Below are 24821 nucleotides of genomic sequence, written 5' to 3'. Positions count from 1 at the left end.
AGAGAAAAGGAGGTGAACTACACAGATGGCTATGCGAGATATTCTTTTTCCTGAATGTGTGATTACACACATGAAAGCAAAAAGTAAAGAGGATGCTCTGCACCAGCTGTATGAAGTTCTTTTGAAAAACGGGAAGGTAAAGACCAGCTTTTACGATGCTGTCTTGGAGCGTGAGCGCGATTACCCCACCGGCCTTGAACTGGAAGAGTACAATGCAGCAATTCCTCATGTGGTCCCGGCTCATGTTGAACATTCTGCCATGGGCATTGCGGTCCTGGATACGCCCGTTACGTTCCAGCGCATGGATGACGATGAAGCCACGGTGGACGTCAATGTGATCTTCAACATTGCATTGGATGTTAACGGCAAGCAGATCGACATCCTGCAGGAGATCATGGCGATCCTGGCGGACAAGGACGTGATGGGGCAGTTGGTCAAGGCCGACACCCCGCAAGATGTTATGAACATTTTAAAGAAAGAAGGATGATTTCTTATGAAAAAGATTATGGTTTGCTGTGGTTCTTCCATGATCACCTCTACCATCGCTATTAACAAGCTGAAGACCGCTATGGCCAACGCTGGCATTGATGTCAAGTTCATTCAGTGCAAGTTCGCCGAGGTCCAGGGCAAAGTCAAGGTCGAGCGCCCCGACGTTATCGTGCCCACCGGCGCACTGAAGGACAGCCTGACCGATTCCGTTCCCGTTGTGCGCGGCACCTGCTTCGTGACCGGCGTTGGCGAGAAAGAGGCCATCGACGAGATCATCAAGATCTTGCGCGGCTGATTGCAGAAAGAAATAGGAAAGCGCGGCGGTACCACTGCCCCTGAAATGGCCGCTGCAAAATTATAAAACCGGAGGAGTTATAAAATGCAAGTTGTTATTGACGCCTTGAACTGGATCTGCGGTTTGGGTCCCATGTGCATGATGCCCATCATCATGTTCGTTATCGGTATTTGTCTGCGTGTTAAGATCGGCACCCTGCTGAAGTGCTGCATCACCACCGGTGTTGGCTTCTGTGGTGTCAACCTGGTCATCAACACCTTTGTTGCACAGGTTGGCCCCAGCGTGCAGAACATGGTCGCCCGCTTTGGCCTGCATACCGACATCATGGATGTGGGTTGGCCTGCCCGTGCCGCCGCTACCTGGGCTTACCCCTTGGCCGCTGTGGTCGTCTTCGTCGTCCTGGGCATCAACATCCTGATGCTGGTTCTGAAGGCTACCAACTGCGTCATGGTCGACTTCTGGAGCTACAACCACTTCATCTTCTGCGCTGCTATCTGCTATTATGTTTCCGGCAGCGCCATCATCGGCCTGATCTGCGGTGCTATCTGCGCTATCGTTACCTTCAAGCTGGCCGACTGGACCCAGCCTGTCGTTGAGGAAGAGTTCGGCCTGCCCGGCGTTTCCTTCCCCACCTCCAACAGCATCAGCTGGGCACCTCTGGCTTACCTGCTGAACAAAGTTTACGACCACATCCCCGGCCTGAACAAGCTGCAGGCTGACCCCGAGAGCATCCAGAAAAAGTTCGGCGTCCTCGGCGAGCCTCTGATGATCGGCACCATCCTGGGCGCTGTGTTCGGCATCCTGGGCGGCAACGATGTTGCCGGCGTTATGACCGTTGCTATGTACACCGCTGCTACCATGGTCCTGACCCCGAAGATGATGCAGGTCCTGATGGAAGGCCTGATTCCGTTTGCTGATGCCGTTAAGGAGCTGCTGAACAAGAAGTTCAGCGGCAATAAGTTCCACATCGGTATCGATGCTGCCCTGACCATCGCTAACCCCAGCTGCATCGCCGTTGGCATCCTGATGGTCCCCACCACCATCATCCTGGCCATGGTCCTGCCCTTCAACCGTCTGCTGCCCATCTCTGATATTGCTTACCAGGCCATGTGGCTGTCCGCTTACCCGGTCGCATTCAGCAAGGGCAATGTTGTCCGCAGCTATATTTCTTGCGTGATCTTCACCATCATCATGCTGTTCATCGCTACCTCTCTGGCTCCTGTCCACACCGCACTGGCTGTGGCTGGCGGCTATGACCTGGCCGGTGCCGCTCTCGTCTCCACTGAGGATGCCGGTACCCACCTGCTCTCCTACCTGCTGAGTGTTGTTGCAGGTCTGTTCCACTAAGCAATTCCGCTAACGAATTCCAAGATAGTGCAAAGGGCAGTTTTGTAGGCCGTGAAACGTCTGCGGCTGCCCCTTTGCACTGTATGTTAGGAGGTTTCCCAATGAAAATTTCCGGTATTACCGTATATGAGGTCAAACCCCGCTGGATCTTTGTTAAGATCACCACCGATGAAGGCATCGAGGGCTGGGGAGAGATGATCTCCGGCACCAAGACCGAAACCGTCGTGGCCGGTGCCAAGGAAATGGGCGAGTATCTGCTTGGCCGTGACCCGTTCGAGATCGAGCGCCTGTGGCAGGAGATGTACAAGTCCTTCTTCCGCGGCGGCCCTATCAACGGCACCATCGTCTCCGGCATGGAGATGGCCCTGTGGGACATCAAGGGCAAGGCTTTTGGCGTGCCCGTGTATGAGTTCCTGGGCGGCAAGGCCCGCGACCGCATCAAGGTCTACTCCTGGATCGGAGGCGACCGTCCCGACGATGTGGCCAAGGCCGCGCTGGAGCGCCGTGCCATGGGTTTTGACGCTGTCAAAATGAACGCTACCGAGGAGCTGCACTACATTGACTCCTTTGCCAAGATCCAGGCCGTTGTGGACCGCGTTGCCTCCATCCGCGAGGCCTGTGGCAATGATTTCGGCATCGCTGTCGACTTCCACGGCCGTGTGCATAAGCCGATGGCCAAGGTGCTGGCCCATGAACTGGAGCCCTACAAGCTGATGTTCATGGAGGAAGTTGTCCTGCCCGAGAACGAGGAAGGCTTCCGCGAGGTCGCCAACCAGGTCTCCACCCCGCTGGCTACCGGCGAGCGCCTGGTCAGCCGCTGGCAGTACAAGAACCTCTTCCGTGAGGGTGCCATCGACATCATCCAGCCTGACGTTGCCCTGGTTGGCGGCATCCTGGAGACCAAAAAGATCGTCGCCATGGCTGAGGCCTTTGATATGGCTGCCGCGCCCCACGCCCCCTACGGCCCCATTGCGCTGGCCGCTACATTGCAGGTGGATGTCTGCTCTCCCAACGTCTTTATCCAGGAGCAGAGCTTGGGCATCCACTACAATAAGGGCTTTGACCTGCTGGACTTCGTCAAGAATAAGGACATCTTCCAGTACAAGGATGGCTATGTGGATGTACCCACCAAGCCCGGCCTGGGTCTGGAGATCGACGAGGACCTCGTCAAGGAAGTTTCCGCCGAGGGCCTGCATTGGACCAACCCCAAGTGGCGTAACTACGATGGCACCATGGCCGAGTGGTAAGCAGACCAGAAAGGAAATACCATTATGGATATGTATGCAATCACCGCAGAGCACCCGCTGCTGGGCATCCTGCGCAATGTCCCGCCGGAAAAAACCATCGACTATGCCGATGCCGCTGTGCGCGGCGGCGTAGCGTTCTTTGAGGTGGCCCTCAACAGCCCCCACGCGCTGGAGCAGATCACCATGCTGCGCAAGCACTTTGGTGACCGCTGCCTGATAGGCGGCGGCACGGCCATCACCACCGAGCGCTGCCGCACCGCAGTGGACGCCGGTGCCCAGTTCCTGCTGACCCCCGGCACCCCTGTGGACGTGCTGGAGTACTGCGCCAAGAACGATATTGCCCTACTGCCCGGCGTGCTGACCCCCACCGATGTGGCCGTCAGCCTGGAGTATGGCTTTAAGACCATGAAGCTTTTCCCTGCTGGCAGCATGCCGATGAGCTATCTGAAGGACCTGAAGGGTCCCTTCGACGATACCCACTACATGGCCATTGGCGGTGTGAACCCGCAGAATATCCGCCAGTTCTTTGACGCCGGCTACCTGAGCGTAGGTCTGGCCAGCAGCCTGATGCCCAAGGACGCCGTGGCTGCCAACGACTGGGAGACATGCGAGGCCTATGTCCGTGACCTGGTCAGCCGCATCGGCCGCAACTGATTTGCCATTACCGTAAAAGCATCCTTCATAAAAATCGCCGATCGGAACCTATGAGGCTCTGATCGGCGATTCTTTTGTAAGTATTTAGTCAAAGCTGGCGGTCACTGCTTGCGCTCAAACGCGCCGGGGATGCCCAGCAGCAGCCGATACTTGGCCACGGTGCGCCGGGTGGTGGTAATGCCCTGGGCCGTCAGCTGATCCGCCAGCTGTGCGTCAGAGAGAGGATGGACGGGATCTTCCTCCTGCAGAAGTTTATGCAGGGCGGCCAGAATCTCGCTGCGGCTGTCCGGTGCAGCGTCCCCGCTGCGGTTGCCAGCCCTCGTCAGGAAGTAGGAGAGGGGATAGACCTTGGTGGGTGTTTTGACATATTTGCCCTTGATGGCACGGCTGACGGTGGACGGGTTGACGCCCATCTGCTCGGCCAGCATATCAGCCGTCAGGGTGTGCAGGGGCTGGCCTTCGGCTAAAAAGGCAAGCTGGGTGTTCAAGATCAGCTGACCAAGCTGCTGCAGGGTGCTGCGGCGCTTCTCCACACACTGCACGATGTAGTCCGCGTGGCGGTGCTGCTCCTGCAAATAGGTGCGCAGCTCCGGCGCTGCGTCCGTGCCGGACAGGTCGTAGTAGCTGCTGTAGGGCACGCCGCTGCTCCAGCGGTCCTGCACGCGCACGCCCCACTGGCCGTCTTTGCAATAGAACTCCAAATCTGGCACAATGAAACCAGCGCTCTCACCGCCGCCAAAGGCTGCCGTCGGGTACGGCTCCAGAGTGCGGATCAGAGAGACATAGTGCTGCACTTCCTCCATCGTCAGGCCGTAGGCCCGCATGATGGTGCGGTAGCGCTTGGCGGCCACATCCTCCAGATGATCGAACAGGATGCCCAGCAGCGTCGGGTCTGTCATCCCCTTGTGGAATGCCTGCAGCACCAGACTTTCCGATGTCGTGGCCGCGCCCACACCGGCAGGCTCCATCTGGTGCAGCCAGGACAGACAGCGCTCGACCACATACAAGGGTGCAGCCAAAATCTCAGCCACCTCTTCCACGGTTTCGGGCAGCAGGCCAGTGCCGGGTTCAAGGAACTCCACCATGTGGCGAAAGACGCCGCGCTCGGCTTTCGTGGCATTGGCGGGGAGCTGACTCTCCAAAAACAGGTACAGGTCCTGCGCCGTTTTGTCCGGGGCAGCCCGCTCCGACAGGTCGCCCTCCTTATCCGGCGTCTGCACGCTGATGGGCCGCTCGACTGTGCCGTGGATCTTGTCCAGGTCGAACAGGGGATTGTCGATTTCCTCTTTTTTCAGCATCTCGTCCAGGGCGGCACCGTCCAGGGACAGGATGTTCAAGGCTTGCAGCTGCTGCTGTGATAAGATTTGCCGCTGTTGTAATTCTTGTGTCGGCATGATAATTTTTCCTTTCTTTCAGATTTCCGGTGCGTTTGCTATCAGTATACCACAACATCGAAAAAACGACAATTATCTTATAAAATCGGGCATGCCCGGTTACGGTGGAACGCAGATGAAAACAGTCCTGACGATCGGCGAGACCATGGCCACCGAGACTCTCGGTTGACATCGAGGGCACTCCCACCCGGCACCAAATGCAAACCGCTCTGTAGGGCAGGGGAGAGATTTACCGCTGAGTTCGTCGTTTGCAAAAGTATATAAACAAAATATCCCCCTGCTGAATTCATCGGCAGGGGGAGTTGTTTGTAATAGGGTCACACCCAGCGGCCAAAGCGGTATTGCGGCTTGGTCGGCTCGGGTGGGACAAGTTCATTACCCAGGTAGACTTCAATGCTGTTGCGGCGCAGGCGGCGGGCGATGGGGGTTGGCAGCTTGCTGTACCCGGCTTTCAGGTTTGGCGGGCGGGTGTCGATCGAGTGGCAGTCGGTGCAAAGCAGATGCACCAGGTTCCATTCCAGCAATTTTAGCAGCCAGTGGGCCGTGCGGCCTTCCCGCACCAGGCCGCTGGCGTTGATCTGCGCCAGACAGCCCTCGCTGACCCAGTTGTACAGCAGGGTAGGATCCTCGGTCACGAAAGGATAACGCTCCACATGGGCCAGAATCGGCGTATAGCCGCGCTGGCGCACAGCGTACAGCGTTTCGTCAATGCCTGCGGGGTGGCAGGTGGTAGGAAATTCGATAAGAATGTAGTTTGATTTGGCAAAGGCCAGCGCGCGCAAATCAAGACTGGGCAGAGCCGTTGTAAAGTACACCTCTGCACCCAACTTGGCCGCCAGCGGCAGGCCGGTCTCTTTGGCGGCCTTGGCTACCTGTAAAAACGCGGCGCGGCGCTTTGCGGCAAAATCCTCTACCGAGATACGCTCATAATGGAAGTGTGGGGTAAATACAATGCCAGCCACACCGTCCTGGACTTCTTTGCGCAAAAGCGCCATGGAAATGTTCAGGTCCCGGGCACCATCATCGATGCCGGGCAGGATATGGCAATGCAGGTCTACCAAATTCTGGCTCATTCGTTGCTGCTATCCTGTTTTGTGTCGTAGTAACCATAAGAGTACGCGTAGGAGTAGCCGTCTTTGCGGCCGGTCTTTTTGGCATTATAGCCATTCATCACGACGCCGAGAATGTGGGCGTCAACGGCTTCCAGGTTCTTTTTGCTCAGCTGGGCACCCTGAATGGTGGTGACACCGGGGCGGACAACCAGCAGAACACCATCCGATACACGGCTCAGAACGGCGGCATCGGTCACCACCGAGACAGGCGGCGTGTCCACAATTACATAGTCATAGGTCTGCTGCAGAGCCGTAAAAATCTGCTCTACAATAGGGGTGGAGAGGAGTTCTGCCGGATTCGGCGGAATCGTACCAACGGGCAGCACCGTAATGCCGCTGTCTTTCAGACGCAGCAGGGCGTCCGGCAGCTTGCCTACATCCTTTGTTGTGATGACATTCGTCAGACCACTGTGGCTGCGGGGAATGCGCAGATAGCGGGAAATTGCACTTTTACGCATATCGCAGTCCACAAGGACTACCCGCTTGTTGGAGGCTGCCAGCGTGATGGCCAGGTTAATGGCCACGTTGCTTTTGCCCTCCTCCGGCACCGAGGAAGTAATCAGGATGGTTTTGCAGTTACTTGTGGCGGAGAGAAACTCCAGGTTGGTACGCAGGGATTTATAGGCTTCCACGAACTGGAACGGCGCGTCTTTGCTGACAACAAACAATTCGCGGTGAGAAGTCCGGGACTTTTTGTCTTTTGCACTCATTTCTTTTTGCCCCTCTCGTATTCAGGAATGACACCCACAACGGTGAGATCCAGGTATTTCGCAACATCTTCTTCGTTATTGAGTTTGTTATCCAGCAGAACCTGCAGGAAAATCACACCGAGGCAGAGCACCAGACCGATCATACCGCCCAGGGCAGTATTCTTTGTGGTGTTGGGAGAAACTGGGGTGGCAGCAAGAGAAGCGTTGGAAATGACCTTGACAGAACCGGCTTCTACAGCCTCCAGAATCACGTCGGGGGAAACCTCGGTGATTTTGTTGCAGACCTGCTGAGCCCATTCAGGATTGTTGCTGCGGACGGTAATTTTCATAACCTGTGTGTCGTCCACGGCATCAACCGTTACGCGGTTCTTCAGTTCACTGTAATTCAGGGAAAGGCCCAGGTCATTGATAACCTGCTGCAGCACGGTATCACTTTTAATAATAATACTGTAGGTGGAAACCAGCTTGGTGGCCGAGTTGATCTGGTCGCTGGTAACATTGGAAGTGGTATCCTGGCGGGTGTTGACGATCATCAGGGCCGAGGACTCGTACTGGGGTGTCATGGCGAACTTGGAGACAGCAAAACCGGCAATGGCCGCTGCCAGGGTGCAAAGGATCAGGATTGCCAGATGCTGCCGGACTGCATTCAGGACTTCCAGCAGGTCTATGGTATCGTATTCTTCGTTTTCCACGGGTCGGGTCCTCCTCAGGTGTTATTTTGGTATCGGCGCTTCAGCTGATGACGCGCCACGAACATAAAGCCCAGCAGAATAGCGGCCACGAGGGCATATACAGCCGCAAAGATGCCCAGGCTGCCAAGCATACTGCGAAGATAGGTAAGAACCAGTGCCCGGATAGAGGCGGGTTCCAGCGAAAAATTGTCCAGTCCCAGCAGGGGATACAGAACGGTGGCACCCAGTGCGCACAAAATTGCACCGGCCGTAAAGGTGAAGGTCAGGCAGCGCACACCCAGGCGGGAACTGCCTGCCAGACGGATCATCAGCACCAGCGAAACAGCACAAAGCAGCGCCGTAACAATGACACCCGGCAGCGCCAGACGATCAACCTTGGTAATGGCCGTGTACAACTGGCTTGCCAGAGGAATGGCAACGTAGTTTGCATAATCCAGACGGCAGGCATCGGCCACAATCTCAACAGCGGACGCTACATCCTCGGTCACATCCTTGCCGCGGCTGTTCAGGTCAGCTACCAGAACAGCATTGAGGTCGGTTTTGACATTCTCACGGGCATTGACAGCCGTATTGCCTGCATACAGGTCTGTCACAGCCTGTTCCATATCCGTGTTAATCTGGTCGCGGGAAAGGGTAGAGGTCATCACATCGGCATCAAAACCGGTGGATGCACCATAGCTGACATAGTTATCATACAGGTAGCTGTAGGCATAATCAGCAAAGCTGCTGCGCGTTACCTGCTTGCGCATGAATCCCTCGCTACATATAGTGGTCAGCAGCATCAGAAAAATGGCCAGAATCGCCAACAGCAGCGTGGACAGCCAGGACAAGCCCAGTGCCCAGACGACACTGCCGCGTTTCTTTTTTACATTATTTTTTTCCAAACAATCGCCCCCTTAGCTGTTTCTGTCCAGCACGGGGCCGGAGATATACCGTGCATACACAAAGAAGCGGTCCGGGGTAAAGCCCATAGCATCAAACGGGTAGCAGGTATACAGAATCAGATTTTCATCCTCGCGGGAAAAGTCGTAAGCGGACGAGTCCTGATAATCCAGGATTTTTGTCTCCGTAACCTCATAGGTGTACACACCGTAATGGGTGGTAATGGTTACGGTGGCCCCTTCTTCTGCATGCTGGAGATCATTGAAGAAAGTGTTGTTGTGGCCGGACAGCAGAATCGTCTTCCCTTCGCCGGGCAGACCGGCGCTGCTGTTTTCCATATAGGTGCCGACACCCTGGTTCAGGATTTTGTTGGTATCACCGTAATATACCGGGGCGTTCACGTTGGTGCCGGAAATCGTAATATCAGCATAGCGGTCACCCAACGTGGGGTAGGTAATGCTGCTGAAGGGAATCGTCTCCGGCTGGGCAGCGGCTTCCCCTGCCGCACCGCCGTCAATTACCGTACCGGCTTCAGCCAGCAGGTCCTGCGGCTGAGAAGCAGTTGTGTTGTCAAAGAACCAGCCCAGCATCATCTGGTAGGGCTGCAGCAGCACAAAGCTGAGTGCCGCCAGCAGGGCTGCCGTGACAGCCGCCAGCGCCAAAGGCACAACAACATAGGCCAGCGGACTGCTGCGGATGAAAGACCTTTTTTTACTATGTGGCAAGTTTTTAACCCCTCCTGAGCTAGGACGCAGACACCAGCCGCGCCCGGCTATCCGTAAAGTATCTATCTGAAACAGGCAAGCACACTGCCTGAAAAGAACCTACAAAACGGGCATCACCGAAGTGCTGCCCGTCCTCCGATTAAGACAAGCTCATCGGATGCTGCATTGGCTTACAGAGCCAGCGCACTCTCCTTGCGGACAGCCAGGCCGAGGATACCAACAACAGACAGAACGATGGTAGCAATGACCATAGCGCTGTTGTCACCGGTAGCCTTGATGACTGCAGAAGAAGAAGCGGTGAGCGGGTTGGAAGCAGAAGCAACAGAGCCATCGGTGGCAAACTTCCACTGGGTGGTGCCAGAGACACCGTTAGCGGAAGCAGTCGGCACAACGGCAACCTCGCTGCCGGAAGCAACGACATCGATGTTCAGGCTGATGCCGGCATCGCTGAAGATGCCGCCAACCTGGCTGAGAGCAGTGCTGACAGCAGTGCGGACATCGGCCTCGGTCTTGGCGCCGTTCAGGGCGTTCTTGGCCTGGGTCAGAGCGTTGCGCAGGGCAACGGAATTATCACGCAGGGCACGCAGCTGGGTCTCGTTCAGGCTGTTGACAACACCGTCCATGCCGTAAACACCGGCGCTGGTCAGATAGCCGTTCACTTCGGCGCGGGCAGCACTCAGGTTCTCTACGTAATCGGTAGCGAACACACCGGTAGCAAAGACGCAAGCCATGACAACGCTGACCAGCACCGCAACGAGCTTCTTGAACTTGTTCATGATTTTTGTCCTCCTTTCTTCAAAAGTGCATCGCTGCGCAGGCAGTTATGCGCTTATAAAGCACAGTTGAAAAACTCCCCTTTATAAGTATTCTCATTTTATCATAGAACCGGATGGAATGCTATATATTTTAGCCGAAAATGTCGAAAATGGTCGTTTTACCCAAAACAGCCCCTATATATAGGTTGGCTTGTTTGCGTCTTGGTCATTCCAGTGGGGTACGAAAATGAAAAAAGGGCTCGCACCCGACAACGGCGGGCTGGTGGGGTGAACAAACACCCCCTGCCTTGTACAAAAGCAAGGCAGGGGGTGTTTGCTGGTTGGGCTTATTCAGGGGTGATAGGGCATGGGAGAGACTGCCGCTATTCAGGGGGTAAACTTGTCCAGGGGCAAAAACGTGTTGTTCTCGGCGGTGTAATTGCCGCCGCCCATCTGTGGGCGGACGAAGGGCACGCCGTCCCGCACATAGAATACATTGTCGGTAATCAGCGCGTCCGGGTTCTCCGAGGGGCTGATGGTGCCGCCTAAATCGTCAAAACTGACGCTGTGGCGGAAGGTATTGTGGATGGCTTCCTGCAGGCAGAACATCACGCAGCCACCCTCGTTCTGGCGGCTGAAGTTGTACTCGTACACCGTGCCGTCGCCGGAATCGGCATCATAAGCCATGCTGTCCTGGTTCAGGCGGGTGTCGGCGGCTTCGTTGCAGCGGAACAGTGCATCCTTGCATTTCCAGGGCCAGATGCCCGCCGCCACTTTGCCGGCGCGGTCGCCGGGGTGGGAATACACGCGGTCATTGATCTCACAGGCTACGGAATCAGCGGTGTTGTGCTCCACCAGCGGGCGCAGGGCGTACATCACGGTGATGCCATCGCCGCCGGCCAGCTTTACGTAATTGTCGCGGATGGTCACATTCTCGTGGCCGTACTTGAGGAACGGGGCTTCTTCCAGCGCCGCCCCCTGAAAGTGAGCGTGGGCGTAGGTGTAGCCCACCGCCAGGCCCCAGCGGCTGACGCGGTAGAGGTAACAGCCCTCTACCAGCACATCGGCAAAGCGGGCCGGGCCGGTGGCGGCTTCGTCGGCAGGGGACAGGGCAGTCATGTAGATGCCACCGTTGTTCATGTGCTTGTCGTAGACGTTGCCGTTCACATCGTGGATGGCGAGATCGCGCAGCGTAATGCCGCGGCAGGTGCCTTTGTCCTTGGCCACCACAGCCACGCCGGTGCGCTCCATCTTGTCGGGCTGGGAGTAACTCTCGCCCAAAACGGCACCGCTGTGGTTGGTAATTTCCAAGTCCTGCACGGTCACATACGCGGCATCGTACAGCAGCACGGCCGAGGAAACATAGCCCCGGTACACATGGGTGGGGCTGTCCAACGGGCAGCCATAATCCTGGTACCAGATGCCCTGCCCGTCGGCGTCAATGCGCGGGGCAGGGCCGTCGCCGTAAGCGCCCACCACAATGGGGGCATCTTTGCTGCCGCAGCAGGTCAGGTGCAGGTATTGTCCCGCAAACACACTGCCGCAGGCCAGCCGTACTTGGTCTCCGGGCTGCAAAGTCAGGCGATTGACAGCACGCAGGCTGGCAAAAGCGGTGGCCTCGCTCAGGCCGTCGAAACTGTCGCGGCCGGTTTCAGCGTTGACGTAATAGGTCTTGCACAAGGGCATCATACGCCTCCTCTCGCAGCCTTTTTTCAATGATCTGCTCCACGTCCTCATAGGGGAAGCTGTCGCCCCAATAGCGGGTAAAGAGATCCGGATTATTGCGATAGTACGCCTGTTTCTGCTCTTCTGTGATGACAGGGCAAACAGGCAGCGCTCGGATGGCTGCCGTGGGCTGGGCAAAGTCCAGCTTAAAACGGGTCAGCTCATATTGCAGGTACATGGCCGGGGTGTACTGCCGCGGGCCGTAAAACACCGTGCCGGCGGTTTGCAGCCGGGCATTCTCAGCATTTTTGGCCTGACGGCGGGCTTCCAGCGCTTCGGGGCTGGCATCGTCGATAAGTCCCAGCTGTTTGGCCAGCTGCAATTGCACCAGTGCATTTTCCCACTCGGCAGGGGAGAGACAGACATCACGTGCGGTCATTTGACTGCACCCGTAATGCCGTTGGCAAAGCTCTTTTGCAGGCAGAGGAAGATGATGGCAGTGGGCAGCGTGCAGATCAGGACACCCAGCATCAGCATGCCGTAATCGACGCTGTAGCCGCTCTTCAGGTTGGCAACCAGCATGGGCATCGTGATAGAGGCATTGTTTTGGAAGATGATCTTCGGCCAGAGGTAGCTGTTCCAGGCATTCATGAAGGTAACCGTCATGGCCGCGCCGTAGGTGGAGCGCATGATGGGCACGAACATACGGAAAAAGATGCCGATCTCGCTCAGGCCGTCCAGACGGGCAGCCTCGATAATATCATTGGGGAAGGACCTCGACGCTTGGCGGAACAGCATGATCATGAACGGGGTCGAGATAGAGGGCAGAACAAACGCCGCCCAGCTGTTAACAAGGCCCCAGTGGGACATCATCTTGAACAGCGGGATCATGATGGCTACGAACGGCAGCATCATGGCCAGCAGCAGCACGCTCATCAGGGCGTCCTTGGCCTTGTCGTGGTAGATCTCAAAGCCGTAACCGGCGATGGAGCAGACCAGCAGCGTGATGAAGGTCATCAGGATAGCGTTGCGGAAGGAGTTTGCCATGGCCAGCCCTAAATTCTGGTTGGCGATCAGCGACTTGAAGTTTTCCATCAGGTAGGTGCCGGGGATCAGTTTGCCGCGTACGACGTCAATGCTGGGGTTGGTAGCGCCGCACAACATGTAGTACAGCGGAAAGACCGACAGGAAACTGGCCAGAATCAACACGGCATGGGCCAAAATCTTTTTGCCTTTAGTCACGTTTGTCACCTACTTTCATCTGGATAGCAGACAGAATGGCCACGACCACCAGGATAAACACCGACAGCGCCGCCGCGTAGTTGAACTTGGGCGTTTCCACAAAGGAAATGTTGTAGATGTAATGCGTCAGCGTCATCGTCGCCTTGCCGGGGCCGCCAGCCGTCAGGTTGACGGACTCATCAAACAGCTGCAGCGTGCCGGAGGTGGACATAATAGCCGTCAGCAGAATGGTGGGTTTCAGCAGGGGAATGGTCAGGTGGATAAACTGCTGGATGGGGGACGCACCGTCGATGCGGGCGGCCTCGTAGATGGAGTAGTCGATGTTCTGCAGGCCAGCCAGGTAGAACACCATGTTGTAGCCGGTCCAGCGCCAGATCAGCGCAATAACGATGACCCAGCGGGCCGCCCAGGCGTTCTGGAACCAATCCACGGTTGGGATGCCTACAGTGGACAGCACCCGGTTGACCAGACCATCGTTGGCAAACAGCGATTTGAAGATCATCGAGTAGGAAACCAGCGAGGTGGCGCAGGGCAGGAAGATCATCGTGCGGTAGATGCCCTTGCCCTTGATGTCGGGGCTGTTGAGCAGCTGTGCCAGAATCAGCGCCAGGATCAGCATGATGGGCACCTGGATCACGAAGTAGAAGATCGTGTTAAACAAGCACTGCTGGAAGGTGGCGTCCTTTAAAATACGTGCATAGTTGGCAAACCCGGCCGGCTGCACGGCGCTGCCGGTACCTTTCTGGAAAGAAAGGATCAGCGCCTGCACCATGGGGTAAAAGCAAAATACAAAAATCAGGATCGAGGCCGGCAGCAGGAAAGCCCAGCCGGTGAGGTTGCGCTTCTGCTCCATGTTCAGCCCTTTTCGTTTGTTCATGGTAACTCTCCCTAATTTGCCCATGTGTTTTTTCGTAAAAGCAAGGGCACGGCTTGCAAAAGGGGTATCTGATGCAACCCGTGCCCTTGGCGGACGTTCAATTGTGTAAGCGGTACGCGTCAGGCGCGGCGGATGTTAGCCAGCAATGTTGAACTCAACGGTATCCTGGGCGTTCTGCATCTCGCTGTCGATGTCGGCGTTGTTCTGCACAACGTTGGTAACAGCATCGGTCAGGGCGCTGCGCACGTCAGAGTAGTAAGCGCCGCAGTCGAAAGCGGGAACCTGGCCAGCGAACTCAACGATGTCCTTGTAAACGGTCTGGCCGCCGTAGAACTCGGAAGGCTGGTTGTAAACATCGCTCTCAGCAGCAGGCAGGTAGCTGGAGATAGCACCGGCGTTGGGCAGCAGGTCGTCGTACAGTTCAACACTGGAACCGAAGGTGCTCTTCAGGAAGTCGAAGGCCAGCTCGGTGTTCTTGCAGTTGGAGGAAACGGCCCAGCTTGCGCCGCCGCAGTTTGCGTAGTTGGTAGCACCATCGATGCCATCCAGCTTGGGCATGTTAACGATAGCCCACTTGCCGGACTGATCCGCGGCAGCCTGGACACTGGACATGATCCAGCAGCCGTTGATAACGCCGGCAGCCTTGCCGTCGTTCATGGAGGCAATGTACTGATCCCAGTCGGTGTACTCGGCCAGGATGCCCTTGTCGACCATATCCTTGTAAACGGTCAGGGCCTCTTTCAGGGCAGCGTTGTCAGCGATCTTGACCTCGCCGTCAACAACAGGGGAGGCACCAGCGGACTGCATCATCTCGATGATCAGCTCAGAGCCGCCGGAGGAAGTCAGCATCGGCACGCCGTTGGCGTCCACGACCTTCTGGGTCTTCTCCTCGAACTCGCTCCAGGTCAGGTCCTTGAAGTCCTCGACGGTCAGGCCGGCATTCTCGATCATGTCAGAACGGACAGCCATGACAGAAGCGCCGTTGTCGAAGGGCAGGCCGTAGTGGTGGCCGTCGACGGTGGAGTCAGCCAGCTTGCCGCCGGAGAACTGGTCCCAATCCAGGCCGGCGTCGGTCAGGTCGGTGTAGATGCCGGGGAAGTTGGCGACCATCTTGTGGTAAGAGTAATCCTGCATCAGGAAGATGTCGGGCAGGGTGCTGTAATCCTCGCTGGTGGCAGCGGTGATGAGCTTGGTCTCGATGTCGTTGTAGACGTTCTCTTCAATGTTCAGCTTGAAGTTGGGGTGGTCCTTCTGGTAGAGGGCCTCCGCCTGCTTCAGGGCGTAGATGTTGAAGTTGGGGTCCCAGGCCCAGACGGTCAGGGTCTCGTCGCCGTCTGCAGTGGTGGTCTCAGCTTCGCTCTCGGCGACGCTCTCAGCGGGGGTGGACTCGGCAGGGGTGGAGGCAGCGGAGCTGCTGGCGCTGCTGCCGCAGCCGGCGAGCATGGAAGCCGTGAGGGCGGCTGCCATAAGGGCTGCTACATTCTTCTTTTTCATGGATTTGTCCTCCTTAAAAATATTGTTTCTCCATCTTTTATAAAATACGGTCCGCAGGCGCGGCCCATAAATTATCGGGTCTTACTCTGCATCGTCGACCCAGCGCATCTCACGCGGGGCCAGGGTCAGCTCACTGATAAGCTTGCCCTTGATGTACAGGTCGGTCTTTTGCTCGGATTCCGAGTTGTTGATGACGGCAATGCGCTTCGTTTCGGGGAATACCGTCACCTCGGTGTCCACGTTGGTCACGTAGTAGTGCTTCATCTCCTCCGGCATACCGGCGGCGTAGTAGATGGCCCGCAGCAAAATGCGGCAGTTCTGGGGGGAGTAGGGCAGGCCCGCAAAGTAAACGCTGTGGCCCTTGCCGTACTCGTTCACCACCAGCTGGCTGTACTCGCCGTCCTGCGCCAAGATCTGGTAATGCTTGCCCTGGGCGTAGATGCGGGACGTACCCTCGCCAAAGTCGATCTTACCGGTAAAGGATTCATCTTCGAGGATGAAGTGGTGGGGATCGCAGGTGTTGTATTTGTCGGTACTCAGGGAGAAGCCCATCTCGCGGTCAACGCCCATCACATCGGACAGCTGGAAGTACCGGCCCTGGTGCTGGCAGGCGGTGGGCTCTCCCACACCGATGAAGCCGCCGCCCTCGTCCACAAACTTGCGGATAGCGGTCACGACCTTCTCGTCGATCCAGTTCTCGGCGCCGCTGAAGGCGGTGTAGGCATCGCCTACATTGATGATAACGCCGATGTCTTTGGGGATGCCGCTGCGGACATCATCAAAGTTGATGAACTCCACATCAAAAGGCATGCCGCTCAGACATTCCAGCACGCCCTCGGCCGAGTAGGTCTCGCGGTGGTAAATGGAGTGGTGCACCTGGTTGCTCATCCACTTGCGCTGGTGGCCCCAGCAGTTCAGGATGGCCACTTTGAACGGTGCCACATAGGACTTGGTGCCCTGCATGTTCTCGTGGATCTGGCGGAACTCGCCTACCACGTTCTGGATTTCGTCGATAAAGCCGGGCCAGTTGCTGGCCAGTTTCAGGTAACCGCCGTAGCCGATGCGGTCAAGCGGGCTGCGCAGCACCGCGCGGCGGGCTTTCAGCCAGTTGGTGCGGGCCTCGCCGATGGGATCACCGCCCGGGCAGAACACATCGGGGAAGAAGTAGGGCAGCAAGCGGCCCTCAGTGTACTTGACGCCCTCAATGTCGGAGATCATCCGCAGCGTAACGCCGCTGCCCACGGAACCAACCACGGCGTCCAGTCCAATAGACTTGAAGTACTTGCCGTAAGGCTCGGTGCCGATCCAGTGGTCGCCCAGGAACATCATGGCCTCTTTGCCGTAGGAGTGGACGATGTCCACCAACTCCTTGGCCAGGGCGCAGACTTCCTGCTGCTGGAACTCGATAAAATCTTTAAATTCCTTGCTGGGCACGCGGAACATCGTATTGTGGTAGCCCTGGTCCACAATGAACTCAGGGCGGAACTTGTACCCGGCCCATTTCTCGAACTTTTCCAAAATGTAGGGGCTGACGCTGGCGCTGTAGCCGAACCACTCCACGAACTTTTCGCGCTTCTGGTCATCAAACGTCAGCGTGAACTGGTGGAAGAAAGTGGTAAAGCGCACCACATCAATGTGGGGGTTTGCCTCGCACCAGCGGCGCAGCTTTTCTTTTACGTAAGCCTGCGTTTTGGGCTGGCGCACATCGTAGGTCAGCTGGTGGGGTGTGTCCTTCCAATCATTGGTCAGGAAGTTATACATATGTACGGGGTCCCAGATCAGGAACGCCAAAAAGCTGACAGTGTACTCGTGGTAGGGGATAGTCTCGATCTCCACCTCGCCGGCGGCCTCGTCAAAGGACCACTTGTCGGTGGGTACGACCTCGCCGGTCGTGCGGTCGATGACCTCCCACCAGCGCTTGGGGTCATCCAGCGTGTTGACTTTCAACTGCTGGGTGTGGAACCCGTCCATCAAATGGATGCGCAGCGTGGTGCTGCGGGCGGTGTGCCGGTCGCTGATGAGGTACTCCTGCTGGATCTCGTCTGGGTTTGCCTCGGCCCAGGCATTATCTTTGCGGGTGGTGTAATAGGTGGCGTATTTCTTGGCGGGGTCCTGCAAAAGGGCGTCCGGCATCTCGGTGCCGTCGCAGTCACGCAGGGCGTCGGCCCCCAGCAATGCTTTCAGCCGCAGGGTCTCTTCCACAACATCGGCATCAGTGGGCAATGTTAATCTTCCGGTCTGCTCCATTTCCCCGTTTCCTTCCTCTCACAAAGGGTGTCTCTACAGCACCCTGTCTTTCTTGACGGTATCATCATACCCTGTTTTAGGGCAAAGAAACAGATACTTTTTTGAGCAGTATTTTAGAAATCTTGCTATTTTTGCGCTCCTTTTAGTCTTTTTGTGGCGGTGACCGAAAAGTTGCACAAAATATCGACGTATTCTTTGTATGGTTTGACAAAATTCGCTTTTTATGTCATAATTTTGTAATTTTTTGTAAAATCGTCCCACAAATCTGCACTTATGTTACGTGTCGTGCCTTGCCAATCGACGTAGGAATGAGTATAATAAGGGCAAAAAACGATATACGCCTTTAGAATTAAGAGAAATCTTGCACTTGGCTTTAGATAAATTGTGGTTTAAGCACTAAAACTTTGCAAAATTCAGAAAGGAGTGCCCGGCAGTGAATACACGGTACGATCTGAACATGGAGGTCCCCCCGCGGGAGGCGGTGCGCCTTTTGTACATTAGCAAAAGCCGCTTCGGCGGCGACTGGCGCAGCGTGCCACACACCCACGCCTGCACCGAGATGTTCTACTGCGTCAGCGGCCGCGGGCAGTTCAACATCGAGGGCAAGTTGTTCGATGTGGCGCCGGACGATCTCATCATCGTCAACCCCCGCGTGCAGCATACCGAGCTGAGCTACCAGACCTACCCGTTGGAGTACATCGTGCTGGGTATCGACGGCGCGGAGTTCCTTTTTAATGAGAAGGACCTGGGCTACACGATGCTCTCCTGCGGTATGATGCGGGAGGAACTGCTGTTTTTGATGCGGATGCTTCTGCGGGAGATCGACAGCCGCGCCGACGGCTGTGAGATGGTCTGCCAGGATATTCTGGAAGTGCTGCTGGTCAAGATCGTGCGGGAGGCCGCCGTGTCGATGCGCATCGTGCAGCCGCCGTCCAAGAGCAAGGAGTGTGCCGCCGCCAAACGGTACATTGACGAAAATTTCAGTGAGAACATCACGCTGGAAAAGCTGGCCGAGATCACCCACGTAAACAAATACTACCTTTCCCACACTTTCCAGCGGGAGTACAACACCTCACCCATCAACTACCTGCTCAACCGCCGCATTACCGAAAGCAAGGCCCTGCTGACCAGCACCGACTTTAGTCTGACTCAGATCAGCGAGCAGATGGGTTTCAGCTCGCCTGCCTACTTTTCCCAAAGCTTCCGCCGCTTTACCGGCCAAAGCCCGCTGGAATACCGCCGCAAAAACCAGCCTGGCAAAAAGTAAACACCAAACCTTATAAAAGCAAAACACCGCCGCCCCGGCAGGCAAACCGGGGCGGCGGCAATTTGTTTAATAGCATCCACATAAACCGCCAGCCCGTGGCCGAAATCATTGGTGCCGCCGATGCCTTAGTTGCGGGCTGCGGTCGTTCCTGCATGATTGCAAAGAGTCTCCAAGGGCTGCCAACTCCGTGGCCTCCTCTGGGAGGGGACTCCCGCCGCAGCGGGTAGGGGAGAGAACCTTCGGGCTAATAAGCGCTAAAGGCACTGTCTCTCCCTCCGGCCCTTCGGGCCGCCCCTATACTAACTGCCTAACAAAAACTGCCCACGCGGGAAATTCTCCGTGTGGGCGGTTTGCTTTATAAAATCACTCGATGACCAGCAGCAGGCTCATCTTGAACTTGCCCTGCGGGGTGACGCTGTGCAGGCCGTTCTTGTCAAAACGGAAGCTCTCGCCAGCATTCAGCTCGTAGTCCCTACCCTCGTAACCGATGATGGCCTTGCCCTCCAGGGCGGTCAGGATAGCGTTGCCGGGGGCGCGGTGCGGGGTCAGGCCGGTACCCTCGTCAAAGGCCATCAGCACAAACTTCATGTTGTCAGCATGCACAATGTCCAGGTTGGCGATGCTGCCTTCCTCGTAGGAGATCAGGTCTTTCAGGGCGGTGGGCTGGCCCGCTTTGATGATGTTGTTCATGGTAAATTGCTCCTTTTTTAAAATGATTTCGGTGTAGATCATGCCGGCGCCGTCGCTGTCGGCCAGGGTGCCGCACAGCGTTTTGGAGGGCAGTACCAGCAGTTCACCGGGGGCAAGGGGTACGTGGCGGGCCTCTGCGCCCAGCACAAAGCATCCGCTGCCCTCAGCCCCCAGGTACAGGGTGGTACAATCATAGCTTTCCGGGGTGATGGAGGTGCCGGCGCCCATTGAAAACCAGGTCACAGGCACTTCCGCACCCAGGCGGGCCGGGCGTGAGATGGTCATGGCCTCCCGGATGGGACGCATTTGCGCGATGGTAAAGGGGGTGTTGTTCATACAGCGTCTCCTCGCAGGGCCGGGGGTACAATGCCGCGGATTGAGCGGCCCTCATACTTCAACTCATCCACGATCACCTGCACATCGAACGAGTAGGAGATGTTCTCCTCGTTCAGAATATCAGCAGCCGGGCTTCGTCTGCCACACTTATAGCATTGGTCGGATAGCGGGTATTTATGATGGCGCTGATCCCTTCTTCGCGGGTCAGGCGCTTTATCATATCCAGTATAAGGATTTGATTGTGGAAGTCAAGCCCTGTTTCGGTCTCGTCCCGGAACAGGTTCGGATACAGCCCTGAACACCTCTTGCAGCCGTACAGCGGAATGACCCGCGTTTCCTGCACGGTGTTTTCCTTGATATGATATTTCACGAAGCCTCTCTCTTTTTCAGGCGCTTTTCACGAACGGTAGCGGCGGCAGGACGTTCTGCTCGATGATGCTAGTCAGCATCGCGGCAAAGCCCTGCGGGTCGCGATAAAGTAGGGCTTGATGGCGTCGTCATCGCACCACATGATCTTTTTCAGCGTGTCGCCCTTGGACCAGTACAGGCTCTTGATGGCCAGGTACAAAAACGGAACCATGATGCGGCGGGTGCCTTTGCCGATTTGCGCGAACTGCCCGCCGTCAAAAAATACGTGCTCCACCGGCAGGTGGGTGGTGGTCAAAAAGTCCATGGCCAAATCAGCACCAATGGAAGACGCCACCACCAGCGTCAGCCTGGTTACACCCTGTGTTTTAGAAACGCTTCGACCTGCCGTACCTCGTCCTGCTTGCCTTGGTAAACCTGCCCGGCGCAGTAGACGGTCTGCAGCATCGTTTCCGGTACGTCGGAAAGGTTGATCGTTTCACTCATGGGGAAGCCCCTCTCTTTTGTGCGGGATTCCACGCCGGAATCGCTGATGGATCAAATGGAAATCACCACTAAAGGTGCCCGCAGAAATTGCAGTAGCCTCTTTTTGTATGGGCTTGTGTCAGGACATGCCTTGCGTTATAATCAAAAGCAAGATAGATTGTTACGGATGGATTCCATGAACCGCACGACCGATGATTTACTGGGCGCCCTGGCGTGCCGGGGTTCCGCAGCGGCAACCCGCTGCATATCCTGATCGCCATTTTGGTCTACGGCGTGTTCGCCATCTTTGCGCTGGCGGTGGGACTGGCTTCCTTCAGCTCCTTCTCCAACTTTGTGGTGGGGGCCACAGTCCTTCTGGGGCCGGTGGGGTGCTATCTTTTTGCCTTTGACCTGTTTAATATCCGCACCCGGTGTACGTTGGTGGAGCGGTTTCGCCATACGAAGCAATATCCTTTTTACTGCGTCTGCGTCATGCTCAGCTGGCTGCTGCTCTGCTTTTTTGTAATGTTCCTGGGCGTAGGCGTATTCGACAGCAAAAAGTAAAGGCAGTGTAAGAAAAGCCGAGGTGATTGGTTTGCAGGACAGCCGATGGTTCCGCATCGTGTATACTTTGCTGGACACGGGCAAGTGCACCGCGTCGGAGTTGGCGGAGAAGCTGGAAGTCTCGGTGCGGACGATTTACCGGGACCTGGACGCCCTCAGCGCGGCGGGCATCCCGGTGTATGCCACGCAAGGCAAGGGCGGCGGGGTCTCCCTCCTGCCGGAGTACGTGTTGGATAACGTACTGTTATCTGGCGAGGAAAAAGAGAAAATCCTGATGGCTTTGCAGGATTTATCCGTAGCCGATGAAACGGCCGGGGAATTGCTTGTAAAATTAGGAGCGCTGTTCCAGACCCGGGCCGCGGATTGGATAGAAGTCGACTTTTCGGACTGGAAAAAGAGCGCACGGGATCAGGATGTGTTCAACGCCATCAAAACAGCAATTTTCAAGAAAGTTCTGGTTACTTTTTCCTATTTTGGCAGCAGCGGCGGCTATACGCAACGGACGGTCGAGCCGCTGAAGCTGGTTTTCAAAGGCAAGGATTGGTATTTATACGGATTTTGCCGGTTGCGGAAGGATTTCCGCTTTTTTAAGCTGACCCGTATCAAGGGCCTTGCCATTGGGAAAGAAACTTTTATGCGGGATGTTCCCACTGGTTTGCCGGCTAAAGCACCTCTCCACGCCGAAGATTTGGTTGCTGTAAGCTTAAAGTTTACGCCCGAAGCCGCCTTCCGCGTGTATGATGAATTTACCGATGCCGTCACCACAGACGCACAGGGAAACTTGTATGTATCTGTCGATTTGCCCGATCATGGCGTGCTGTTCAGTTATCTGCTGTCCTTCGGCGACAGTGTGGAGGTGCTGGAGCCTGCCAGCGTGCGGGAGCAGGTAAAGGAAAAGCTTATTTCTATGCTGCGCATCTATAAAACTTGACAGTTGTTGTCAGGTATAAAGTGGTATGCTGTCTGCGAAAGGATGGTGTACTTCATGAAATATGAGTGGCGGAAACAGGGCAAGGCTCTTTACGGGGCCAGGACGGCCCCGGCCCTGATAACTGTCCCCGCGCAAAACTACATCAAGATAGACGGCAGGGGAGACCCGAACGGGGCCGATTTCTCCAACCGCGTGGGTGCGTTGTACGCTTTGGCGTATGTGGTCAAAGCGGCCTACAAAGCGGCGTCTTTGCAACAAGAAATCGACGACTTCGCCGTCTGCCCGCTGGAGGGCGTCTGGGCACAAATCAGTGGGGATGATTTGGAAAAAGACAAGCTGGAATACACCCTGATGATCCGTCAGCCGGATTTTATCAGCGGGGAGCTGGTACGGCAGGCGCAGGAACAGGTGCAGCGCAAAAAGCCGAATCCTCTGTTGGGAGAAATCACCTTTGGTGTGATGCAGGACGGGCTGTGCGTAGAAATCCTCCACATCGGTTCCTATGACGATGAGCCTGCCTCGTTTGCAAAGATGGCCCAGTTCGCGGCGGCGCACGGCATGCGGCGAACGGGAGATCATCACCGCGAGATCTACCTGAGCAATGCCAATCGCGTGGAACCCTGCAGGCGAAAAACGATCTTACGCTGCCCGGTCGAGCCTGTTTCTCCGGGCAGCATGGAAAAATAGCAGCCCAATTACTGCATGGTCAACGGCTACATGATAGACGGCCTGCTTTGCGCGGGCAGCTACAGCGATTTGAACATATGGTCTGTCGTCAGTCTGATCTTCGGCGGCATCTGTGCCATCGCTACCCGGAAGCAGAAATAAACACATAGGAACGGAAAAAAGCGCCAGCCATGGTATTTGCACTATGGCTGGCGATTTTTACATTTTGTATTTTATTTTATAAATATAACACTTTGTTCTGTATTTTTAATTGTTACTGCTTATCTTTTTCCTGAAACACCTTATTTAAAAGGTACACACCCAGCACCAGCACGCCCAGGACCAGGAAAATCCCCGCCATCCCGGCGCACAGCATGGTCAGCGTGGTGGGCAATAATGCAAACGACATAATCGTACCTCCTTACACGTACCCGTTCATCAGGGTCAGAATCAACCCGCCGGCAATGACCGACGCGATCTGGCCCGAAACATTTACGCTGATGGAATACATCAGCAGGAAATTCTGGTTATCCTCGGCCAGGCCCATCTGGTTGACCACACGGCCGCTCATCGGGAAGGCCGAGATGCCCGCCGCGCCGATCATGGGGTTGATTTTTTTGCCTTCGGGTAAAAACAGGTTCAGCAGCTTGGCAAACAGCACGCCGCCCACCGTGTCGAACACAAAGGCCACCAGGCCCAACGCCAAAATCAGCAGTGTGTCAGGCTGCACAAATTTGTCTGCCGTCATCTGCCCGGCCACCGTCAGGCCCAGCACGATGGTAATAAGGTTGGCCAGTACGTTCTGCGCAGTCTCGGACAGGGCGTTCAGAACGCCGCACTCTCGCAGCAGGTTGCCGAACATCAAAAAGCCCACCAGCGCCACACTGGCCGGGGCCACCAGCCCCGCCAGCACCGTGACCACGATAGGGAACAAAATCTTCGTGGTCTTGGTTACGCTTCCTTTTTTATAGGACATGCGGATGAGCCGCTCTTTTCTGGTAGTACACAGTTTAATGACCGGCGGCTGTACAATGGGCACCAGCGCCATATAGCTGTAGGCTGCCACCATGATGGCCCCCAGGTACTTGCTGCCCAGACTGTTCGCCACAAAGATAGCCGTCGGGCCGTCGGCCGCACCGATGACTGCGATGGACGCGGCGTCGGGCAGGTCAAAGAACAGCCCCGCCAGCACCAGCGTGATGAAGATGCCAAACTGCGCCGCCGCGCCAAACAGCATCAGCCAGGGCTTTTCCAGCAACGGGCCAAAGTCGATCATCGCGCCGATGCCGATGAACAGCAGCAGCGGAAACAGTTCGTTGGACATGCCCGCCTCAAACAGCGCCGAGATCGGCCCCATGGTGTCCCCCTGGGTGATGGCACCCGACAGCGGCAGGTTGACAAGAATCGCACCGAAGCCCATCGGCAGCAGAAGACTCGGTTCCATCTTTTTGACGATGGCCAGGTAGATCAGCAGCCCGCCGATCACCCACATGACCACCATCTGCCAGGTGAGGTTGCCGAAGTTGCTGAACAACCCGGCAAAAGTTTGTAAGATCTGCATACAGTACCTCCCAAATACTGGGCGGCAGGGTATAAAAATAGAGACCCCTGCCGCAGAAAAACTGCGGCAAAAGTCTCAGTGTTTACAGTATGCTCCGGGGCCGTGCGGCCCGTGGTGACGAAGCGATACAGCGCGGCGGACCGCGTCC

Annotated in this window: 28 protein-coding genes and 1 pseudogene; 10 read left to right on the top strand and 19 right to left on the bottom strand. The window is 56.3% G+C overall.

Translation table 11 applies throughout. The annotated features are described in order from the left end of the window. Positions 1 to 70: 70 nt before the first annotated feature. The 5 genes from OGM81_01945 (at position 71) to OGM81_01925 (ending at position 4032) form a co-directional block, all read left to right on the top strand. A complete protein-coding gene (locus OGM81_01945) occupies positions 71 to 487 on the top strand; it encodes a PTS sugar transporter subunit IIA (protein UYJ43938.1) in 417 nt (138 codons plus the stop codon). A gap of 6 nt (positions 488 to 493) precedes the next feature. Next, entirely contained in the window at positions 494 to 784 is a 291-nt protein-coding gene (locus OGM81_01940) for a PTS lactose transporter subunit IIB (GenBank protein UYJ43937.1), read from the top strand. 84 nt (positions 785 to 868) lie between these two features. Then, positions 869 to 2131, top strand: a complete 1263-nt coding sequence (locus OGM81_01935; protein ID UYJ43936.1) for a PTS maltose transporter subunit IIABC — start codon at positions 869 to 871, stop codon at positions 2129 to 2131. Between the two features lie 101 nt (positions 2132 to 2232). Further along, a complete protein-coding gene (gene dgoD, locus OGM81_01930; protein UYJ43935.1) occupies positions 2233 to 3378 on the top strand; it encodes a galactonate dehydratase in 1146 nt (381 codons plus the stop codon). 24 nt (positions 3379 to 3402) lie between these two features. Further along, positions 3403 to 4032, top strand: a complete 630-nt coding sequence (locus OGM81_01925) for a bifunctional 4-hydroxy-2-oxoglutarate aldolase/2-dehydro-3-deoxy-phosphogluconate aldolase (GenBank protein ID UYJ43934.1) — start codon at positions 3403 to 3405, stop codon at positions 4030 to 4032. 101 nt (positions 4033 to 4133) lie between these two features. On the opposite strand, the gene OGM81_01920 is transcribed toward OGM81_01925, so the two are convergent. The 13 genes from OGM81_01920 to gnpA all read right to left on the bottom strand — a co-directional run bounded on the left by OGM81_01920 (position 4134) and on the right by gnpA (position 17827). Next, the gene (locus OGM81_01920; protein UYJ43933.1) at positions 4134 to 5426 is read right to left on the bottom strand and encodes a hypothetical protein; all 1293 of its coding nucleotides are present in this window, start codon (positions 5424 to 5426) and stop codon (positions 4134 to 4136) included. A 317-nt stretch (positions 5427 to 5743) separates the two neighbouring features. Then, the gene (locus OGM81_01915) at positions 5744 to 6499 is read right to left on the bottom strand and encodes a capsular biosynthesis protein (protein ID UYJ43932.1); all 756 of its coding nucleotides are present in this window, start codon (positions 6497 to 6499) and stop codon (positions 5744 to 5746) included. Next, positions 6496 to 7248, bottom strand: coding sequence for a CpsD/CapB family tyrosine-protein kinase (locus tag OGM81_01910; protein ID UYJ43931.1), 753 nt, complete (start codon positions 7246 to 7248; stop codon positions 6496 to 6498). Before OGM81_01910 ends, OGM81_01915 begins: the two co-directional genes overlap by 4 nt. Further along, positions 7245 to 7940, bottom strand: coding sequence for a Wzz/FepE/Etk N-terminal domain-containing protein (locus OGM81_01905; GenBank protein ID UYJ43930.1), 696 nt, complete (start codon positions 7938 to 7940; stop codon positions 7245 to 7247). The genes OGM81_01910 and OGM81_01905 overlap by 4 nt, the downstream gene beginning before the upstream one ends. Before the next feature lie 14 nt (positions 7941 to 7954). Further along, on the bottom strand, positions 7955 to 8824 hold the full coding sequence (locus tag OGM81_01900) for a hypothetical protein (GenBank protein UYJ43929.1): 870 nt from the start codon (positions 8822 to 8824) through the stop codon (positions 7955 to 7957). 12 nt (positions 8825 to 8836) lie between these two features. Then, positions 8837 to 9547, bottom strand: coding sequence for a class D sortase (locus tag OGM81_01895; protein UYJ43928.1), 711 nt, complete (start codon positions 9545 to 9547; stop codon positions 8837 to 8839). 170 nt (positions 9548 to 9717) lie between these two features. Then, entirely contained in the window at positions 9718 to 10323 is a 606-nt protein-coding gene (locus OGM81_01890; GenBank protein ID UYJ43927.1) for a hypothetical protein, read from the bottom strand. 366 nt (positions 10324 to 10689) lie between these two features. Then, complete coding sequence (locus tag OGM81_01885) at positions 10690 to 11991, bottom strand: polyhydroxyalkanoate depolymerase (protein UYJ43926.1); 1302 nt, start codon at positions 11989 to 11991, stop codon at positions 10690 to 10692. Beyond that, positions 11954 to 12406, bottom strand: a complete 453-nt coding sequence (locus tag OGM81_01880; protein ID UYJ43925.1) for a hypothetical protein — start codon at positions 12404 to 12406, stop codon at positions 11954 to 11956. The genes OGM81_01885 and OGM81_01880 overlap by 38 nt, the downstream gene beginning before the upstream one ends. Beyond that, positions 12403 to 13131 (bottom strand): carbohydrate ABC transporter permease, encoded by a 729-nt coding sequence (locus tag OGM81_01875; protein UYJ44951.1) that lies wholly within the window; start codon positions 13129 to 13131, stop codon positions 12403 to 12405. Before OGM81_01875 ends, OGM81_01880 begins: the two co-directional genes overlap by 4 nt. A 70-nt stretch (positions 13132 to 13201) precedes the next feature. Beyond that, a complete protein-coding gene (locus tag OGM81_01870) occupies positions 13202 to 14086 on the bottom strand; it encodes a sugar ABC transporter permease (protein ID UYJ43924.1) in 885 nt (294 codons plus the stop codon). Positions 14087 to 14221: 135 nt separating this feature from the next. Continuing rightward, a complete protein-coding gene (locus tag OGM81_01865; GenBank protein ID UYJ43923.1) occupies positions 14222 to 15580 on the bottom strand; it encodes an extracellular solute-binding protein in 1359 nt (452 codons plus the stop codon). Positions 15581 to 15661: 81 nt separating this feature from the next. Continuing rightward, positions 15662 to 17827: a 1,3-beta-galactosyl-N-acetylhexosamine phosphorylase gene (gene gnpA, locus OGM81_01860; GenBank protein UYJ43922.1), complete on the bottom strand. Its 2166-nt coding sequence runs from the start codon at positions 17825 to 17827 to the stop codon at positions 15662 to 15664. 433 nt (positions 17828 to 18260) lie between these two features. On the opposite strand from gnpA, the gene OGM81_01855 reads away from it, so the two are divergent. Further along, on the top strand, positions 18261 to 19094 hold the full coding sequence (locus OGM81_01855; GenBank protein ID UYJ43921.1) for an AraC family transcriptional regulator: 834 nt from the start codon (positions 18261 to 18263) through the stop codon (positions 19092 to 19094). Between the two features lie 363 nt (positions 19095 to 19457). Here the strand turns inward: OGM81_01855 and OGM81_01850 are convergent, their stop codons facing one another. The 4 genes and pseudogenes from OGM81_01850 to OGM81_01835 form a co-directional block, all read right to left on the bottom strand. After that, positions 19458 to 20120 (bottom strand): cupin domain-containing protein, encoded by a 663-nt coding sequence (locus OGM81_01850; protein ID UYJ43920.1) that lies wholly within the window; start codon positions 20118 to 20120, stop codon positions 19458 to 19460. A gap of 262 nt (positions 20121 to 20382) precedes the next feature. Then, positions 20383 to 20490, bottom strand: a pseudogene (locus OGM81_01845) (class I SAM-dependent methyltransferase). 72 nt (positions 20491 to 20562) lie between these two features. Then, the gene (locus tag OGM81_01840; GenBank protein ID UYJ43919.1) at positions 20563 to 20823 is read right to left on the bottom strand and encodes a hypothetical protein; all 261 of its coding nucleotides are present in this window, start codon (positions 20821 to 20823) and stop codon (positions 20563 to 20565) included. A gap of 17 nt (positions 20824 to 20840) precedes the next feature. Next, complete coding sequence (locus tag OGM81_01835) at positions 20841 to 20972, bottom strand: hypothetical protein (protein UYJ43918.1); 132 nt, start codon at positions 20970 to 20972, stop codon at positions 20841 to 20843. A gap of 213 nt (positions 20973 to 21185) precedes the next feature. On the opposite strand from OGM81_01835, the gene OGM81_01830 reads away from it, so the two are divergent. From OGM81_01830 to OGM81_01815, 4 genes are read left to right on the top strand one after another with little or no spacing between them, the layout of a single operon-like run. Beyond that, complete coding sequence (locus OGM81_01830; protein ID UYJ43917.1) at positions 21186 to 21515, top strand: hypothetical protein; 330 nt, start codon at positions 21186 to 21188, stop codon at positions 21513 to 21515. A gap of 31 nt (positions 21516 to 21546) precedes the next feature. After that, positions 21547 to 22446 carry a YafY family transcriptional regulator gene (locus OGM81_01825; GenBank protein UYJ43916.1) on the top strand — a complete coding sequence of 300 codons (900 nt, stop codon included), beginning with the start codon at positions 21547 to 21549 and terminating at the stop codon, positions 22444 to 22446. Between the two features lie 54 nt (positions 22447 to 22500). Further along, positions 22501 to 23133 carry a GyrI-like domain-containing protein gene (locus OGM81_01820; GenBank protein UYJ43915.1) on the top strand — a complete coding sequence of 211 codons (633 nt, stop codon included), beginning with the start codon at positions 22501 to 22503 and terminating at the stop codon, positions 23131 to 23133. 15 nt (positions 23134 to 23148) lie between these two features. Next, entirely contained in the window at positions 23149 to 23274 is a 126-nt protein-coding gene (locus OGM81_01815) for a hypothetical protein (protein UYJ43914.1), read from the top strand. A 112-nt stretch (positions 23275 to 23386) separates the two neighbouring features. On the opposite strand, the gene OGM81_01810 is transcribed toward OGM81_01815, so the two are convergent. Both OGM81_01810 and OGM81_01805 read right to left on the bottom strand, forming a co-directional pair. After that, positions 23387 to 23521, bottom strand: a complete 135-nt coding sequence (locus OGM81_01810; protein UYJ43913.1) for an OadG-related small transporter subunit — start codon at positions 23519 to 23521, stop codon at positions 23387 to 23389. 12 nt (positions 23522 to 23533) lie between these two features. Continuing rightward, positions 23534 to 24673: a sodium ion-translocating decarboxylase subunit beta gene (locus OGM81_01805; GenBank protein UYJ43912.1), complete on the bottom strand. Its 1140-nt coding sequence runs from the start codon at positions 24671 to 24673 to the stop codon at positions 23534 to 23536. Positions 24674 to 24821: the final 148 nt, after the last annotated feature.

Source organism: Oscillospiraceae bacterium (assembly GCA_025758045.1).
Lineage (GTDB): Bacteria > Bacillota > Clostridia > Oscillospirales > Ruminococcaceae > Gemmiger.
The sequence above is the reverse complement of the archived record's forward strand: the minus strand, read 5'-3'. Positions and strand labels throughout refer to the sequence as shown.

Coding starts and splice junctions, on each gene's coding strand:
- OGM81_01945 (UYJ43938.1), top strand. CDS start 71: ATGAAAGCAAAAAGTAAAGAGGATGCTCTGCACCAGCTGTATGAAGTT.
- OGM81_01940 (UYJ43937.1), top strand. CDS start 494: ATGAAAAAGATTATGGTTTGCTGTGGTTCTTCCATGATCACCTCTACC.
- OGM81_01935 (UYJ43936.1), top strand. CDS start 869: ATGCAAGTTGTTATTGACGCCTTGAACTGGATCTGCGGTTTGGGTCCC.
- dgoD (UYJ43935.1), top strand. CDS start 2,233: ATGAAAATTTCCGGTATTACCGTATATGAGGTCAAACCCCGCTGGATC.
- OGM81_01925 (UYJ43934.1), top strand. CDS start 3,403: ATGGATATGTATGCAATCACCGCAGAGCACCCGCTGCTGGGCATCCTG.
- OGM81_01920 (UYJ43933.1), bottom strand. CDS start 5,426: ATGCCGACACAAGAATTACAACAGCGGCAAATCTTATCACAGCAGCAG.
- OGM81_01915 (UYJ43932.1), bottom strand. CDS start 6,499: ATGAGCCAGAATTTGGTAGACCTGCATTGCCATATCCTGCCCGGCATC.
- OGM81_01910 (UYJ43931.1), bottom strand. CDS start 7,248: ATGAGTGCAAAAGACAAAAAGTCCCGGACTTCTCACCGCGAATTGTTT.
- OGM81_01890 (UYJ43927.1), bottom strand. CDS start 10,323: ATGAACAAGTTCAAGAAGCTCGTTGCGGTGCTGGTCAGCGTTGTCATG.
- OGM81_01885 (UYJ43926.1), bottom strand. CDS start 11,991: ATGATGCCCTTGTGCAAGACCTATTACGTCAACGCTGAAACCGGCCGC.
- OGM81_01880 (UYJ43925.1), bottom strand. CDS start 12,406: ATGACCGCACGTGATGTCTGTCTCTCCCCTGCCGAGTGGGAAAATGCA.
- OGM81_01875 (UYJ44951.1), bottom strand. CDS start 13,131: ATGTTGTGCGGCGCTACCAACCCCAGCATTGACGTCGTACGCGGCAAA.
- OGM81_01870 (UYJ43924.1), bottom strand. CDS start 14,086: ATGAACAAACGAAAAGGGCTGAACATGGAGCAGAAGCGCAACCTCACC.
- OGM81_01865 (UYJ43923.1), bottom strand. CDS start 15,580: ATGAAAAAGAAGAATGTAGCAGCCCTTATGGCAGCCGCCCTCACGGCT.
- gnpA (UYJ43922.1), bottom strand. CDS start 17,827: ATGGAGCAGACCGGAAGATTAACATTGCCCACTGATGCCGATGTTGTG.
- OGM81_01850 (UYJ43920.1), bottom strand. CDS start 20,120: ATGAACAACACCCCCTTTACCATCGCGCAAATGCGTCCCATCCGGGAG.
- OGM81_01835 (UYJ43918.1), bottom strand. CDS start 20,972: ATGAGTGAAACGATCAACCTTTCCGACGTACCGGAAACGATGCTGCAG.
- OGM81_01820 (UYJ43915.1), top strand. CDS start 22,501: ATGAAATATGAGTGGCGGAAACAGGGCAAGGCTCTTTACGGGGCCAGG.
- OGM81_01815 (UYJ43914.1), top strand. CDS start 23,149: ATGGTCAACGGCTACATGATAGACGGCCTGCTTTGCGCGGGCAGCTAC.
- OGM81_01810 (UYJ43913.1), bottom strand. CDS start 23,521: ATGTCGTTTGCATTATTGCCCACCACGCTGACCATGCTGTGCGCCGGG.
- OGM81_01805 (UYJ43912.1), bottom strand. CDS start 24,673: ATGCAGATCTTACAAACTTTTGCCGGGTTGTTCAGCAACTTCGGCAAC.